Here is a 15,568-nt window from a genome sequence, read left to right as displayed (position 1 = left end):
GTTTTCATGATCATAAAACCACGTGTACGCGGCTTTATCTGCGTTACCGCACATCCTGCGGGCTGTGAAGCAAACGTTAAGAACCAAATTGATTACGTCACCGCTGAAGGGACTATCGCTAACGGCCCTAAAAAAGTGCTGGTTATCGGTGCATCTACTGGTTACGGTTTGGCTGCGCGTATCACTTCCGCTTTCGGCTGCGGCGCATCTACTCTGGGTATTATGTTCGAACGCGCTGGCGAAGAAACTAAACCTGCCACCGCGGGTTGGTACAACACTGCGGCTTTCCATAAGTTTGCCGAAGCGAAAGGCCTGTATGCTAAAAGCATCAACGGCGACGCCTTCTCTGATGCTATCAAACAACAGACAATCGAGATCATCAAACGTGATTTGGGCCAGGTCGATCAGGTTATCTACAGCCTGGCTGCGCCAAAAAGATTGCACCCAAAAACCGGCGAGCTGATGAGCTCAACGCTGAAGCCAATCGGTAAAGACGTTACCTTCCGTGGTCTGGATACCGATAAAGAAGTGGTCAAAGAGCTGACGCTGCAACAAGCCAACGAAGAAGAAATCGCGGGTACTGTGGCAGTAATGGGCGGCGAAGACTGGCAGATGTGGATCGATGCGCTGCAAGAAGCTGGCGTGCTGGCGGAAGGTGCGACCACCACTGCGTTTACTTACCTGGGCGAAAAAATCACCCACGACATCTATTGGAATGGCACCATCGGTGAAGCGAAGAAAGACCTGGACAAAAAGGTGCTGGATATTCGCAAAAACCTGGCAGCCCACGGCGGCGACGCGCGCGTTTCTGTATTGAAAGCCGTTGTTACCCAAGCAAGCTCTGCTATCCCAATGATGCCTCTGTACCTGTCATTGCTGTTTAAAGTGATGAAAGAGAAAGGCACCCACGAAGGTTGTATCGAGCAGGTTTACGGTCTGTACAAAGATAGCCTGTACGGCACCACGCCACACACCGATACCGAAGGCCGCCTGCGTGCCGACTACAAAGAACTGCAACCAGAAGTACAAGACCGTGTTGCTGAGCTTTGGGATCAAGTCACCAATGACAATATCGATGAGCTGACTGACTTCGTTGGCTACAAAACTGAATTCCTGAACTTGTTCGGCTTTAGCATCGACGGCGTAGATTACGACGCCGACGTTAAAGCAGACGTACAGATCCCTAATCTGATCCAAGGTTAATCGGCTCTGTATAAAGCGCTTTATGAATCAGTTAATCCCCGGCCTGTGATAGGCCGGGGATTTTTTTATGATGCCAAAAACCACCTAAAAACCCCCATTCACCTCTTCACCGGCTCAGTCAATTTACGCATCTCCCTTACCTGTGATATCGAGACTTGTGGTGCCTGGTTGCCCCAGCCGTTACGGATGAAATTGGCTAAATCGGCAATCTGCGGGTCATTCAGACGCTCGGCGAAACCTGGCATGGTTAATCCGGTTGGGCTCTGCTGGGTAAGCGGCGCGCGCGAGCCGCGTAAAATCACCTGCAATAGTGACGAAGGATCATCGCTGGTGATGACTGGGTTTTGCGCCAGTTGCGGGAAGGCATTTTTCTCGCCCTTGCCGGTTGTTAAATGGCAGCCTGCACAGTTATCAAGATAAGTCTGCGCGCCACGCTGCAATACGTCACCTCGCGACAACGCCTGATAGGTTTGCGCATTATATTGTGGTTTCGGCTCCCGACCGCTTTCCGGCAGTGATTTGAGATATACCGCGATGGCGTGGCGGTCGCCATCATTCAAATGTTGAATACTGTCTTGTATCACCGCCACCATCGATCCAAAAGCCGCGGTATTAGCGGTATGTCCTGTTTGTAAGAACTGACTAATATCATCGACAGACCAGGTCCCTAATCCGCTACGCAAATCACCGCGCAAATTGGCCGCATGCCAGCCTTCCAGCGTCCCACCAGACAAATAGGCCGCGTCATGTTGATCCAAAGCTTTCTCTTCAAAAGCAATACCGCGCGGCGTATGGCAGGCGCCACAATGCCCCAATCCCTGAACCAAATAAGCACCGCGATTCCACTCTGCGCTCTTTTGCGGATCGGACTGATATCGGCCTTTATCTAAAAATAGCCGGTTCCATACCGCCAGCGGCCAGCGCATATTCAGTGGGAACGCGATATCGCTCTGCTGATTTTCACGGCCAACGGCCGGCACGCCGTGCATAAAGTACTGGTAAAGATCGCCGATATCGCTATCACTGATTTTACTAAAAGCCGGATACGGCATCGCCGGATAGAGATGCCGCCCATCTTTGGCTATGCCTTTTCGCAGCGCCTGGGTGAAGTCAGCCAGCGTATAGCGACCAATCCCGTTTTTTTGATCCGGGGTAATATTGCTCGAGTAAATCGCGCCAACCGGTGTCGTCATTTTCAATCCACCGGCGTACAACTCACCATTAGGTGCGGTATGGCAAGCGGCACAATCCCCCGCATGGGCCAGATACTCCCCATGTTTGATGCTGGCGGCCTCATCAGCCGCCATTGTCCATGAACTAAAAACCAGTGCGACCAGACTTAACGCCCACCCACAGCGACGCCGCAATGCGTCATTCGTTGACTGCTGCATGATATTCATCCTGATTAAGCTTGAATAAGTGGGCCGGGGTTAGCCAAATACTGAGTTCTGATCGCATGGGCGGCAAAATAGGCCGTCGCCCCAACCATACCGGTGGGGTTATAAGCCAGATTTTGCGGGAAACATGATGCGCCGAGGACAAACAAGTTGGGCACATCCCAGCTTTGCAGGTATTTATTCACCACGCTGTTTTTCGGTGAATCCCCCATGATCGCCCCGCCGGTAATATGCGTAGATTGGTAAGGTCTAACGTCGAAATGATCGCCGGGCTTCAATTGGCTGACAGACAGCATCTTAGGGTTCATCACCCTGGCAATGTCTTTCATCTTGCCGGTAACATAATCCGTCATTTTGTATTCGTTATCCTGCCAGTCAAAAGTCATACGCAGTAGCGGATAGCCATTCACATCTTTATAGGTGGGGTCCAGGTCCAAATAACACTGCTTATAAGGCATAACCGACCCTTCAGAACCGATCCCCATCGAATGCAGATAGCTATCTTTAATCCCCTGCTTCCAAGGGCCGCCCCAATTCGGCGTGCCGGTTGGCAAACGCATTTGCTGGATAGGCCGACCACCGCTATTGCCCGCCGAAATATACGCACCGCCAATAAAACCAAGCTGGGAATGGTCGAAGTTCTCACCGTTAAAATCATCGATGATGGTGGCAATCGCGCCGGTACCGATGAACGGATTAAAATGGCGGTCTTTATCGAAGAATAACGACATGCCGCTATTCATCTGGTAGGCAAAGTTCTTGCCGACTACGCCCTCACCGGTTTTCACGTCGTAAGGTTTACCAATGCCAGAAAGCAGCAGCAGACGCACGTTGTGCAATTGGAAGGCGCTGAGGATCACCAAATCAGCCGGTTGCTCGATCTCTTGACCATACGCATCGATATAGGTCACTCCCGTCGCTTTTTTGCCGCTGGAGTCAGTATTGATTTTGACGACCTGTGAACGGGTACGAAGCGTGAAGTTTTTCTTCTGATAGAGCGCGGGCAGAATGGTGGTTTGTGGTGAAGATTTCGAATAGTTGAAGCACCCGAAACGTTCGCAGTAACCGCAATAGTTACAGGCTCCCATCTGTACGCCATAAGGATTGACGTAAGATTCAGATAAATTATCCGCCGGCCCAGGAAAAGGATGAAATCCCAGGGATTTAGCCGCTGCGCCAAATAAATTGCCGGAATAAAGCTGCTTTTGTGGTGGCGTTGGGAATTGATTCTGTCGCGGACCATCGAAAGGATTACCGCCAGCAATAATATTGCCCTGCACATTCCCCGCCTGGCCTGAAGTACCGCAAACCTTCTCAAACTTATCGAAGAATGGCTCCAGTTCTTCGTAAGTTACGCCATGATCTTGCACCGTCATATCTGCTGGAATAAATTTCTCGCCGTAACGTTCAATCACCGTGGAGCGCATTTTCAAATCGGTTGGCAGCGCGCGCCAATGCATACCGTTCCAGTGCGAACCCGCGCCGCCAACATTGTTGCCCGGCAAAAAAGCGCCGAACTGGCGATAAGGCACCGCAAATTCGGCCGAGGTATGGCGCACCGTGACCGTCTCTTTAGCCGCTTGCTGAAATAGCTTCAAGCGAATGCCATATGTCAGCTCATCGGCCATACGCGGGAAAGCAAAATCGGGGTAAGTATCGCGTTGCTCGCCGCGCTCAAGCGCGACAACCTCTAATCCGGCTTCGGCCAATTCCATCGCCATAATTGAACCGGACCAACCCAAACCAATAACGACAACATCAACCGGTTTCTTTTTTATGATGTTCATTACAAGTTCCTTTTGCTGAAAATACTCACCGGCCCTAATGGATAAACCTGATTCGGCTTATCCACCCAATCGGTGTAATCAGCGCGCGCGCCGGGAAAACCAATCAATTTCCACGAGGCCAGGCTCTGGTTGCCACCGTGAATCGGATCAGACAGGTAGCCTTCCTTGGTATTGGCCAACAGTTGGTCGAAGAAAGCCTTACCGCTGATATCAGGAAAAGTCAGGCGATCGCTTTCCAGTTCAATCAATAATGCGTTTTGCTGTTCGGCGCTAAGGTCGGCAAAGTTTTTCTGAAATCGCTGCTGGCAGTGTTGATTCACCGCTTTGATACCCAGGCGATAGGTGTCACGTGGCGTGAGCTTTGACTGATAGCCCATTTCTGGTTTGGCATCGACGAAAGGGGGATGCATATACCACAATCCTGCGTGGCCATAAGGCAACTCCATCTGCTTATCGATATATTCCAGCGCCCCCTGATCAACCGCTCCCGGACCGTTGCTATCGGTGGGGATCAACCGCTCACAAGCCTGCAATAGAAATAGCCACTCCTCATTATTAAAAAACAGTGGCACATAGTGAGGTGAGACACCTTCAGCAGCGTTGGCATTTTGTGGTTTTAGTACCAAAGTACTACTGCCCGCAGCAGCCAACGGCACCATCATCAATGTTTTCTTTAGGAAATTACGCCGTGATGAGGTGCGACGAGGTGATGAAAAGGGAGGGGTATTATCAGACATTCCATATCTCCAATGGCGGTAAGAGGAGAACAATTACCACACAAAGAATAATGGTTTGTTGATATGTTGTGCCCTATTGCTCAAGGGTTATTTCTTGTTACTTATTTGCTCTCGGGATATTACGATAAACCCGGCAAGAACGCCGGGTTTGGGGGTTTTCGCTCAAATTAGCTACGCGGTTCGATGCTAAATTTTGAAACCGGCGACGACAGATTCAAGCTGCTGAGTTTGTTCCTGCATCGCCTGTGCGGCGGCGGAAACTTGCTCTACCAAAGCGGCATTTTGCTGGGTGGTATTGTCCAGTTGGGTTATAGCGACGTTCACTTGCTCAATACCCAAACTCTGTTCCTGACTCGATGACATAATTTCATTCATCAACGTGGCGACATTATTTACGCCGCGCATCAGCTCTTCCATGGTACTCCCCGCTGTTGCCACCAATTGGCTACCAGAAGAGATATCAGCAACAGAGTCTTCAATCAGCTTTTTAATCTCGCGAGCAGAAGTTGCCGAGCGTTGAGCCAAATTACGCACTTCGGCCGCGACTACCGCAAATCCACGTCCTTGTTCGCCAGCTCTCGCTGCTTCAACCGCCGCATTGAGCGCCAAAATATTGGTCTGGAAAGCAATACCATCGATCACACTGATAATATCGACAATCTTCTTCGACGATTGGGTAATCGATCCCATAGTATCGATGACCTGCTTAACGACATTACTGCCCTTTGCCGCCACGCCGGACGCATCCAGCGTGAGCTGGTTGGCGCTTTCAGCATTGCCAGCATTTTGTTTTACCGTGCTGGTTAGCTGCTCCATAGACGCGGCAGTTTCCTCAATCGAGCTGGCCTGCTCTTCGGTTCTGGCCGATAAATCCAGATTACCGCTGGCGATTTGCCTGGAAGCCGACGCAATCGCCAGGCTGCTATCACCTACTTGTTTGAGAATCGACTGTAAGAAGGCCAGAAAACCGTTAAAGCTCTCATTAACCGCGTTAAATTCTGGGCTTTTACTGGCAGGCAAACGCTGGGTTAAATCGGCACCACCTTCTGATAAACGACGAATATTGGCATTCAACCCCGTTAACTGGCGCATGAACACTTTGATTGCCACAATCAGCAAAATGAACAACAGCAATACCATCGGGATTTGTACCGATGCCAGACTGGCTAAAATACTGTTCGTACGATGCAGAAGCTGGCTGGTTGGCATATCGGTGGCGATAAACCAAGGACCGTTAATCTTATGGATAAACATCGTATGGCTGGTGCCATCATTGTCGTAATCGGCAACCTGATTACTATTGTCCTTCGAGAAATCAGACCTGTCCTTCACTTGATCAAGCATTGTCCGAATTTGTGCAGCCAAGGCGGAGTTAGCACCCAATGAGCTCAATTTCGGCAATTTTTCATCACTTTGATGGCTAGCACCAACGATAGTGCCGTCCTGCTGAACAATGTAAATTGTCGCCTTCAGTTGCTTTTCCATATCAGCGACTAATTTATTGAAGAAACCAACGGTCACGTCAATAGTGGCTACGCCCCAAAGTTTCTCGCCTTTATAAATTGGCATTGCGCAGTTAGTACGTGGTTCAACACTGGCGCTATCTGTATAAGCAGGCGCCCATATACATTGCCCTTTATCCCCTTTTGAAGCAGCAAGGAACCAGGATTGTTCGAAATAATTAGCGGAATCCGCACTATTCCAAAACGTATTTTCAGTCAGTTGGTTATTACTATTACGCGCAAAAAAAGTACTGAACTTTATCTTGGCAGGATCGCGTTGATTTGGCAGCGGCCATATCCCGCCCCCAAACACATTACTATCCCCATATTGGTCAACTAATGCAGGCAACAGATGGTTGATTGTGTCGCTATCCATTAGCGCAACACTTTGCGTAATACTGCGCATTTGTGATTCGACTTTATTCAGGCGGTCATCAACTTCTGCTGCACTATTACTGACTTGAGATGAAACGGAGGTGCTTTCAGATTGTTTTAGTTTTGGTGAGACAAAAATTTGGATCACGATGAACGTAACAATAATCAGCGCAAGAAAAAATAAGCTGATCAACGTGATAAAACGTGATTGCGTTGTTTTTAGCATTTTTCACGATACTCGCAGGCAAAGCAGCGGATTCACTGCTTAACTACTAACGGCATCTGGTTGTTCTTTCTTTATAGAGATGTCCAATATTTGTTCATACATTTGTAAGCTAATAATAATCCTATATTAAATCACAATAATATAACCAGATTAATCTTATGGGTATATTTAATATTTTCGAATATTACGTAAGCGTAGAGTGACACTTTATCAGCGCTAAAGAAGAGGCGATATGGTTTTAGATGGGCTATCTTAATGTTATTATTAAGAAGACTAGAATACTCGTACAAACCATTAATCATGGAGTGAACAATGGCGTGTCATTTTGTTCGGTGGAACGTAACGGAAGCAGAACCTGATACTCATCGCTTATCTAAAGATGTCGTCTTAGCAGCAAACAATACCGCACCTAAACTGCGCAAAACGCTATTGAACAGCCAGATTTTATTGGCTGAGATGATGTTTTATCTCTACGGTATTCCAACATTACCGGAGATCATCACCTTACCGAACGGCAAAAGCAGTTTTGCCTCTTCTGATCTCCCCAATTTCACCTTCGCCTCAGCGGGCACTACCATTGGCGTGATGTTAAGCAGTGAAGGCCATGTTGGTTTAGAGCTTGAGATATTACATGCTCACCGAGCACAAGCTGACTCGCAACAATCACCGCTTTCAGCGGTCGAGCAAATGTGGATTTCTATGCAAAATGATCCGCTTGAATCGACCTCACAACTTTACTGCATTCGCCAAAGCGCCCTCAAATTACTTGGTCAAAGTGAAAGCAGCACCAACACATTAACACTGCACCCAGCATCGGGGCGTTTGCGATCCAGTATTCTTCCAGACGTCCAGGTAATGAGTGATATCGATGGCGCATTAACCTGGGCCTGTGCGCATGCTCCGGCGTTCTCCACACTGCTGTGTTGGCAATATATTCCTGCTCAGGGGTTTATCCGCACGCAAATTCTCTCCCCTCAGCAACAGAATGACTCGCCCCATTTTATGAAATTGACCAGTCTCCCTCCGGCCAAATAAATACGCTGTAGAAGAAGCACTCCGCTAAATAAACACGCAGCCCGCGGAGATTTTCAAGTTAAGGTCATTTTTCGACTAAAATAAGAAATCGTCAGCAAAAGTCTTTTTTAAGCCACGCCACGTTGGCGAAACGCAGTTATTAGCCAGGGTTCATCATTTTCAGTTTAGCCGAACTCAACTGAGCCTCACCCACACCTCGACCAGATTTCGTCCATAAAAGGAGTTTTGTATGTCAGTTAAACCACTGAAGTTCGTTACTCTGTTAGGCAGCCTGCGTAAAGCCTCTTACAACGCGATGGTTGCTCGTACATTGCCTAAACTCGCACCAGAAGGCATCACCATAGAAGCACTGCCTTCTATTGGCAGCATTCCGTTGTACGATGCGGATGTTCAGCAACACGAAGGGATCCCGGCAGCCGTTGAAGAAATCGTAAAAAAAATCCGCGAAGCTGACGGCGTCATTATTGTGACCCCGGAATATAACTATTCGGTGCCGGGTGGGCTAAAAAACGCCATTGACTGGATTTCTCGCGTACCTGAACAGCCGCTGGCAGGTAAACCGGTACTGATCCAGACCAGCTCAATGGGGCCAATTGGTGGGGCACGCTGCCAATATCATTTGCGCCAGATTCTGGTCTTCCTTGATGCGATGGTAATGAATAAGCCAGAGTTTATGGGCGGAGTGATTCAGACTAAAGTGGATGAGCAGGCTGGAGAAGTCATCGAGCAAGGGACGTTAGATTTTCTGACCGGGCAGCTGGGTGCGTTCGCCGCTTATGCCGAGCGAGTCAGCAAGTAACATTTTAAACATCGTGACGAGGAAGAGGCGACATTTCGACACTTCCTCGTCACGCATAGCGGCCGTTATTAGCTTTTGGTTTTTTTATCGCCAGCCAACAAGGTATCCAGTTCATCACCGCCAACGTGACGGAAATCCTGGCCTTTAACGAAGTAGAAAATAAATTCGCAGATATTCTGACAGCGGTCACCGATACGTTCGATAGAACGGGCACACACCAGCGCAGTCAACACGCTAGGAATGGTACGCGGATCTTCCATCATGTACGTCATAAGTTGGCGCACGATACCTTCGTATTCCTGATCGACTTTTTTATCTTCACGGTAAATACGCACCGCTTCGTCCAAGTCCATACGAGCAAAGGCATCCAATACATCATGCAGCATTTGCACCGTGTGGCGGCCTAGTGATTCCAGGCTGACCAGCAATGGCTTGTGCGCATTAGAGAACTGCTCAAGCGCCGTGCGACAGATTTTATCGGCCACATCGCCAATACGTTCCAGCTCAGAGATGGTTTTAATAATCGCCATCACCAGGCGCAGGTCGCTGGCGGTCGGTTGACGTTTAGCGATGATGCGCACACAGGCTTCATCAATCGCCACTTCCATCATATTGACCTTGTCATCGCCCTTAATCACCTGCTGAGCCAGCTGTGCATCCTGATTGTGCATCGCGGTGATCGCATCGGTGAGCTGCTGTTCAACCAGCCCGCCCATCACCAACACTTCGGTACGGATGTGCTCAAGCTCGGCGTTGAACTGGCCGGAAATATGTTTATTTAAGCTCAGGTTATCCATGGTTCGCTCCTATCAACCGTAACGGCCAGTAATGTAATCTTCCGTCTGCTTACGGGCAGGAGAAGTGAATAATGAATCCGTGTCGCTATATTCGATCAGTTCACCAAGATACATAAACGCGGTGCGGTCAGAGCAACGAGCGGCCTGTTGCATATTGTGAGTCACGATCACCACAGTGTAATCAGACTTCAGTTCAGTAATCAGTTCTTCGATACGACCGGTAGAAATTGGGTCCAGCGCCGAGCATGGCTCATCAAGCAGTAACACTTCTGGGCGAATCGCAATACCACGTGCGATACAAAGACGCTGTTGCTGACCACCGGACAGGCTGTAACCGCTCTGGTGCAGCTTATCTTTAGATTCGTTCCACAGTGCGGCTTTAGTCAGCGCCCACTGCACGCGCTCATCCATATCGGTGCGCGATAATTTCTCGAACAGGCGTACGCCAAAGGCGATGTTGTCATAAATTGACATCGGGAACGGCGTTGGCTTTTGGAACACCATGCCAACTTTGGCACGCAGCAGGGCAATATCTTGTTTATCGACCAGAATATTTTCACCGTCGAGTAAGATTTCACCTTCAGCACGCTGTTCTGGATACAACTGATACATCTTATTGAAAGTACGCAACAGCGTTGACTTACCACAGCCCGATGGCCCGATAAACGCGGTCACTTCATTCTTGGCAATATCCAGGGAGATATTTTTCAGCGCGTGGAATTTACCGTAATAGAAATTCAGGTCGCGGACCTGGATCTTAGTGTTGGATGCGTCTGGCTGTTGACTCATTAAGACATCTCTCTTTTATCTTTCGCGCGCCGCATCAGCAACGCCGGGTAATATGTGATGGCGGCTAGCTGCCGCCATCATTCAATGTTTATTGCTTCTTCTTGGCGAAAATAACCCGCGCCAGAATATTCAGTAGCAGCACACACACGGTAATCAGCAGCACGCCTGCCCAAGCCAACTGTTGCCACTCGGAGAAAGGACTCATCGCAAATTTAAAGATGGTCACCGGCAGGTTGGCAATAGGCTGCATTAAATCGGTGCTCCAGAATTGGTTGGAGAGCGATGTAAACAGCAGCGGTGCCGTTTCACCTGCGATACGGGCAATTGCCAGTAATACGCCGGTGATAATCCCGGATACTGATGCCTTCAAGGTAATAGCCGAAATCATCTTCCACTTCGGCGTACCCAAGGCATAAGCTGCTTCGCGCATGCTATCTGGAACCAACTTGAGCATATTCTCAGTGGTGCGGATAACAATCGGGATCTGCAGCAACGCCAGTGATAACACGCCCGCGATACCGGAGAAATGTCCCATGCGGGTAACGACCACCGAGTAAACAAACAGACCAACCACAATCGATGGCGCAGACAACAAGATATCGTTAATAAAACGAATCACTTCGGCCAGTGCGGATTTACGGCCGTATTCAGCCAGATAAACCCCCGCCATAATCCCCAGCGGCGTGCCGACAAGCGTCGACCACAAAATCAGTAATCCACTGCCCGCAATGGCGTTAGCGAGGCCACCACCGGCGGTATTTGGCGGCGGCGTATTCTCGGTAAACAGCGCCAGTGACATGCCATCAACGCCTTTCACTACTGTCGTGAATAAGATCCACACCAGCCAGAACAGGCCAAATACCATCGTTGCCATCGACAACAGCAAGGCAATACGGTTTTTCTGCCGACGCCACGCTTGACGTTTGCGGCGTGAAATCAGCAACGCGTCATTACTTTGCATATCCAGAGTGGTCATCTTAACGTCCCTCTTTCTTGGCTAAGCGCAGGATCATCAGTTTTGATAACGCCAGAACGATAAAGGTAATCACAAACAGAATCAGCCCTAACTCCATCAATGCACTGGTATGCAGAGGAGACGCCGCTTCAGCAAATTCGTTGGCCAGCGCCGAGGTAATGCTGTTGCCCGGTGCATACAGCGAGGCGCTATCGAGCTGGTAGGTGTTACCGATGATAAAGGTCACTGCCATGGTTTCACCCAGCGCGCGACCAAGACCGAGCATAATGCCGCCGATCACGCCGTTTTTGGTGAACGGCAAAACGATACGCCAAATCACTTCCCAAGTAGTGCAACCAATCCCGTAGGCGGACTCTTTCATCATCACCGGGGTTTGTTCGAACACATCACGCATCACCGAAGCAATGTAAGGGATGATCATAATTGCCAGAATCACACCAGCGGCCAGAATACCGATCCCAAAGCCTGGGCCTGCGAACAGGTCACCTAAAATAGGGATGCTAGATAACACATCGCCTACCGGAGCTTGAAAATAGGTGGCAAACAGCGGAGCAAAGATAAACAGCCCCCACATGCCATAAACGATACTTGGAATTGCCGCCAGCAGTTCAATGGCAATACCCAACGGGCGTTTTAACCAGTTAGGTGCTAATTCAGTAAGAAACAGAGAAATACCAAAACTGACCGGCACAGCAATCAGCAGAGCAATGATTGAGGTAACGATAGTGCCGTAAATCGGAACCAGCGCACCAAATTGCTCGTTAGGCACATCCCAGGTTTTGTTCCACAGGAAGGAAAAACCGAATTTTTCCATGCTGGGCAGAGAGGCGATGAACAAGGAGACAATAATGCCACCCAGTAACAATAGCGTAATCAGCGCCGCCAGTTTAACCAGCGCGCCGAAGATGATGTCACCATTTTTTCCTGGTGCTTTAATTGACGGCTTATATTCAGCCATACGACTCTCTTCTTATCAGATTAACTTGCCCTCGGGCAGAAAATAACCAGAGGGCAAGGTGTGCAGACAGATACTTTATATCAAGCCGGTAGTCACAGACTAGTAGAGCGATTTACCGCTGCTGTCTTTGACATTGCTTTTCCACGCAGCATGGATTTGATCAACCACTGATTGTGGCAGCGCAGCGTAATCCAGGTCGGTAGTCAGCTTGGCGCCATTTTTGTAACCCCAGTCGAAGAACTTCAGCACTTCAGCGCCTTTCGTCGCATCTTGCTGCTGTTTGTAGACCAGAATGAAGGTAGTAGAAGAGATTGGCCACGCGTTGTCGCCTTTCTGGTAGGTCAAGTCCTGAGCGAAGGATTTGCTCCAGTCAGCACCTTTCGCAGCTGCACTGAATGCCGCTTCAGTTGGAGCAATGGCTTTGCCATCTGCATCAACCAATTTGGTGTAAGTCAGGTTGTTTTGTTTAGCGTAAGCGTATTCAACATAACCGATTGAGCCTGGCAGACGTTGTACGAATGCGGCAACACCGTCGTTACCCTTGCCGCCCAGACCGGTAGGCCAGTTAACTGTGGTGCCAACACCGATGTCTTTTTTCCAGTCAGCGTTAACTTTAGACAGGTAGCTGGTGAATACATAAGAAGTACCAGAACCATCAGCACGGCGAACAACCGCGATGTTAGTCGATGGTAATTTTACGCCTGGGTTGAGTTTAGCAATTGCCGCGTCATCCCATTTTTTGATTTTGCCCAGGTAGATATCACCCAGAGTTTTACCATCCAGCGTCAGTTCGCCAGATTTGATACCAGGGATGTTAACAGCCAGTACCACGCCGCCGATCACGGTTGGGAACTGGAACAGGCCATTTTTTTCCAAATCTGCATCGCTCATTGGCGCATCAGATGCACCGAAGTCTACAGTTTTAGCGATGATTTGCTTAACACCACCAGAAGAACCGATACCCTGATAGTTTACCTGGCTACCGGTGGCTTTTTGATAGGCATCAGCCCATTTAGCATATACCGGAGCTGGGAAAGTACCGCCTGCACCTGTCAAATTAGTTGCTGCAAATGCAGACATTGCTGTTAAAGAAAAAGTCGCTGCCACAATACTTGCGACGGTTGTACGCATCAGTTTCATGTTCCACTCCTAGTGGTTATTATTTGATTCGACTCGCGTCGAAGCTTGAGTAAAGTAGTTTGGCACACGAGGAAAATAGGACAATTTGATGACAGTAAAATGGTAGTTATATGACAGTTTTATGACACAGCTCACATTTTAATCAACTCGGGCATAAATCATCCATAACGCAAATATCCCCCAGTAGGCCTCGAGTCCCTCCTCCTCTTACGGCGTTAAGCAGCACCAGAATAAGTGTTAAGGCGGCTTTGCAAATTATTTACCCATTCCCTCACAGAATTGACACTAAAAAAGATGCCATGAACTACATTCATTCGCGTGTTATCCCCCTTCATATTTAGCAAAGGAATCGCTGATGAACAAAGTCGTTTTAGTACCCATCCTTGCTTTAACTCTTTTCAGTTCAATTAGTTATGCTAAAAACAGCAATTCAATAAATTCATTAAACGTTAGAGATCAGGATCATATTGTGGTTCTGAAACAAATAGATGGTCAGCTTGGTATCAGTAATTTTAGTTACAGTGATATCAAACAAGGTCAAAAAAATACCGATGATACTTTAGCGAAATTAAACGCCAGAATTAAAAGCCTGGAAGAGTCGATAAACACCCTGAGTAAAGACAACACCTCGGAAATAAATGACAAGATAAAAAGCATTAATGAGTACACGCAAAAACAGTTTTCTGAACTACAAAAACAGATTGAGGAATTAGGTAAAGGTAAGGACAGCTACCAAAAAGAGATCGGCACGCTGCAAAGCCAGATAAAAGATCTGAGTAAAAATAAGGAGGACGATAAAACGCAGATTGCTGCCCTGCAAAAGCAAATAGACGATTCAAGTAAGGGTAATGAGGGCTACAAGAACCAGATAGCCACACTGCAAAGCCAGATGGCAGAGTTAACCAAGAGTAATGACGGCTATAAAACCCAAATTGGCACATTGGAAAGCAAAGTGAAAGACTCGGGCAGCAGCAGTGACGGTGATAAAAAACAGATCGCCGCATTACAAAACCAAATGACGGAGCTAAGCAAAAGTAATGACGACTATAAAAGTCAGATTGCGGCACTACAAAGCAAAGTCAACGACTCGGGAAAAGGCAGCGATAGCGATAAGAGCCAGATCGCCGCACTACAGAGTCAAATGAACGAACTGAGTAAAAGCAATGACAGCTATAAAAATCAAATTGCCGCGCTACAAAGCAAAGCTAACGACACCAGCGGTAACGATAGCTATAAAAGTCAGATTGCCTCATTACAAGGCCAGATGAACGAGCTGAGTAAAAGCAATGACAGTTATAAAAGTGAAATTGCCGCGCTGCAAAGCAAGGCTAATGACACCAGCGGCAGCGATAGCTATAAAAGCCAGATCGCTGCTCTGCAAGGCCAGATGAACGAACTGAGTAAAAGCAACGACAGCTATAAGAGCCAAATTGCTTCTCTGCAAAGTAAGGCCAATGACACCAGCGGCAGCGATAGCTATAAAAGCCAGATCGCTTCATTACAAAGCCAGATGGATGAGCTGAGTAAAAGTAACGACAGCTATAAGAGCCAAATTGCTTCTCTGCAAAGTAAGGCCAATGACACCAGCAGCGCCGATAGCTATAAAAGCCAGATTGCCTCGCTACAGAGCCAAATGAGCGATTTAAGTAAAAGCTACCAAAGCCAGGTTTCTTCGCTGCAAAGCCAGCTGAGCGCTTCAGGTAGCAGCAGCGATGGCTATAAAAGCCAAATCGCCTCGCTGGAAGGGCAGATCAGTAGTTTAAATAGCACCAACTCAGGTTGTCAGAGTCAGATTGCTTCTTTAGAAAAGCAGGTGAGCGACCTGAACCAAAAGGTTAAGTAGCCCA

13 protein-coding genes are annotated in these 15,568 nt (G+C 48.4%); 4 read left to right on the top strand and 9 right to left on the bottom strand.

Annotation, left to right across the window (positions count from 1 at the left end; translation table 11 throughout):
* Window positions 1-6: 6 nt before the first annotated feature.
* Entirely contained in the window at window positions 7-1,203 is a 1,197-nt protein-coding gene (gene fabV / locus ACL9RG_RS03755) for an enoyl-ACP reductase FabV (RefSeq protein WP_422791252.1), read from the top strand.
* 98 nt (window positions 1,204-1,301) lie between these two features.
* Here the strand turns inward: fabV and ACL9RG_RS03750 are convergent, their stop codons facing one another.
* The 4 genes from ACL9RG_RS03750 to ACL9RG_RS03735 all read right to left on the bottom strand — a co-directional run bounded on the left by ACL9RG_RS03750 (window position 1,302) and on the right by ACL9RG_RS03735 (window position 7,227).
* Window positions 1,302-2,594 (bottom strand): c-type cytochrome, encoded by a 1,293-nt coding sequence (locus ACL9RG_RS03750; protein WP_422791251.1) that lies wholly within the window; start codon window positions 2,592-2,594, stop codon window positions 1,302-1,304.
* A gap of 14 nt (window positions 2,595-2,608) precedes the next feature.
* Window positions 2,609-4,387: a GMC family oxidoreductase gene (locus ACL9RG_RS03745; protein WP_422791250.1), complete on the bottom strand. Its 1,779-nt coding sequence runs from the start codon at window positions 4,385-4,387 to the stop codon at window positions 2,609-2,611.
* Entirely contained in the window at window positions 4,387-5,124 is a 738-nt protein-coding gene (locus ACL9RG_RS03740) for a gluconate 2-dehydrogenase subunit 3 family protein (protein ID WP_422791249.1), read from the bottom strand. Before ACL9RG_RS03740 ends, ACL9RG_RS03745 begins: the two co-directional genes overlap by 1 nt.
* A 186-nt stretch (window positions 5,125-5,310) precedes the next feature.
* Window positions 5,311-7,227 (bottom strand): methyl-accepting chemotaxis protein, encoded by a 1,917-nt coding sequence (locus ACL9RG_RS03735; protein WP_422791248.1) that lies wholly within the window; start codon window positions 7,225-7,227, stop codon window positions 5,311-5,313.
* A 312-nt stretch (window positions 7,228-7,539) separates the two neighbouring features.
* Here ACL9RG_RS03735 and ACL9RG_RS03730 point away from each other — a divergent pair, with 312 nt between their 5' ends.
* Together ACL9RG_RS03730 and ACL9RG_RS03725 are read left to right on the top strand one after the other, a co-directional pair.
* Window positions 7,540-8,262 carry a hypothetical protein gene (locus tag ACL9RG_RS03730; RefSeq protein ID WP_422791247.1) on the top strand — a complete coding sequence of 241 codons (723 nt, stop codon included), beginning with the start codon at window positions 7,540-7,542 and terminating at the stop codon, window positions 8,260-8,262.
* 229 nt (window positions 8,263-8,491) lie between these two features.
* Window positions 8,492-9,061 (top strand): NADPH-dependent FMN reductase, encoded by a 570-nt coding sequence (locus ACL9RG_RS03725; protein ID WP_422791246.1) that lies wholly within the window; start codon window positions 8,492-8,494, stop codon window positions 9,059-9,061.
* 68 nt (window positions 9,062-9,129) lie between these two features.
* On the opposite strand, the gene phoU is transcribed toward ACL9RG_RS03725, so the two are convergent.
* The 5 genes from phoU to pstS all read right to left on the bottom strand — a co-directional run bounded on the left by phoU (window position 9,130) and on the right by pstS (window position 13,721).
* On the bottom strand, window positions 9,130-9,858 hold the full coding sequence (phoU, locus tag ACL9RG_RS03720; RefSeq protein WP_422791245.1) for a phosphate signaling complex protein PhoU: 729 nt from the start codon (window positions 9,856-9,858) through the stop codon (window positions 9,130-9,132).
* A 12-nt stretch (window positions 9,859-9,870) separates the two neighbouring features.
* Entirely contained in the window at window positions 9,871-10,647 is a 777-nt protein-coding gene (gene pstB, locus ACL9RG_RS03715) for a phosphate ABC transporter ATP-binding protein PstB (RefSeq protein ID WP_422791244.1), read from the bottom strand.
* An 88-nt stretch (window positions 10,648-10,735) separates the two neighbouring features.
* Window positions 10,736-11,623, bottom strand: coding sequence for a phosphate ABC transporter permease PstA (gene pstA / locus ACL9RG_RS03710; protein WP_422791243.1), 888 nt, complete (start codon window positions 11,621-11,623; stop codon window positions 10,736-10,738).
* A gap of 1 nt (window position 11,624) precedes the next feature.
* Entirely contained in the window at window positions 11,625-12,581 is a 957-nt protein-coding gene (gene pstC, locus ACL9RG_RS03705) for a phosphate ABC transporter permease PstC (RefSeq protein ID WP_422791242.1), read from the bottom strand.
* A 99-nt stretch (window positions 12,582-12,680) separates the two neighbouring features.
* Window positions 12,681-13,721 (bottom strand): phosphate ABC transporter substrate-binding protein PstS, encoded by a 1,041-nt coding sequence (pstS, locus tag ACL9RG_RS03700; protein ID WP_422791241.1) that lies wholly within the window; start codon window positions 13,719-13,721, stop codon window positions 12,681-12,683.
* A 469-nt stretch (window positions 13,722-14,190) separates the two neighbouring features.
* Between pstS and ACL9RG_RS03695 the strand changes: the two genes are divergently transcribed.
* Complete coding sequence (locus tag ACL9RG_RS03695) at window positions 14,191-15,564, top strand: hypothetical protein (RefSeq protein WP_422791240.1); 1,374 nt, start codon at window positions 14,191-14,193, stop codon at window positions 15,562-15,564.
* Window positions 15,565-15,568: the final 4 nt, after the last annotated feature.

The sequence above is a fragment of the Rouxiella sp. Mn2063 genome (assembly GCF_049319665.1).
Classification (GTDB): domain Bacteria; phylum Pseudomonadota; class Gammaproteobacteria; order Enterobacterales; family Enterobacteriaceae; genus JBMOUD01.
Note: the sequence above shows the minus strand (reverse complement) of the source record. Positions and strands in the feature narration are given on the sequence as shown.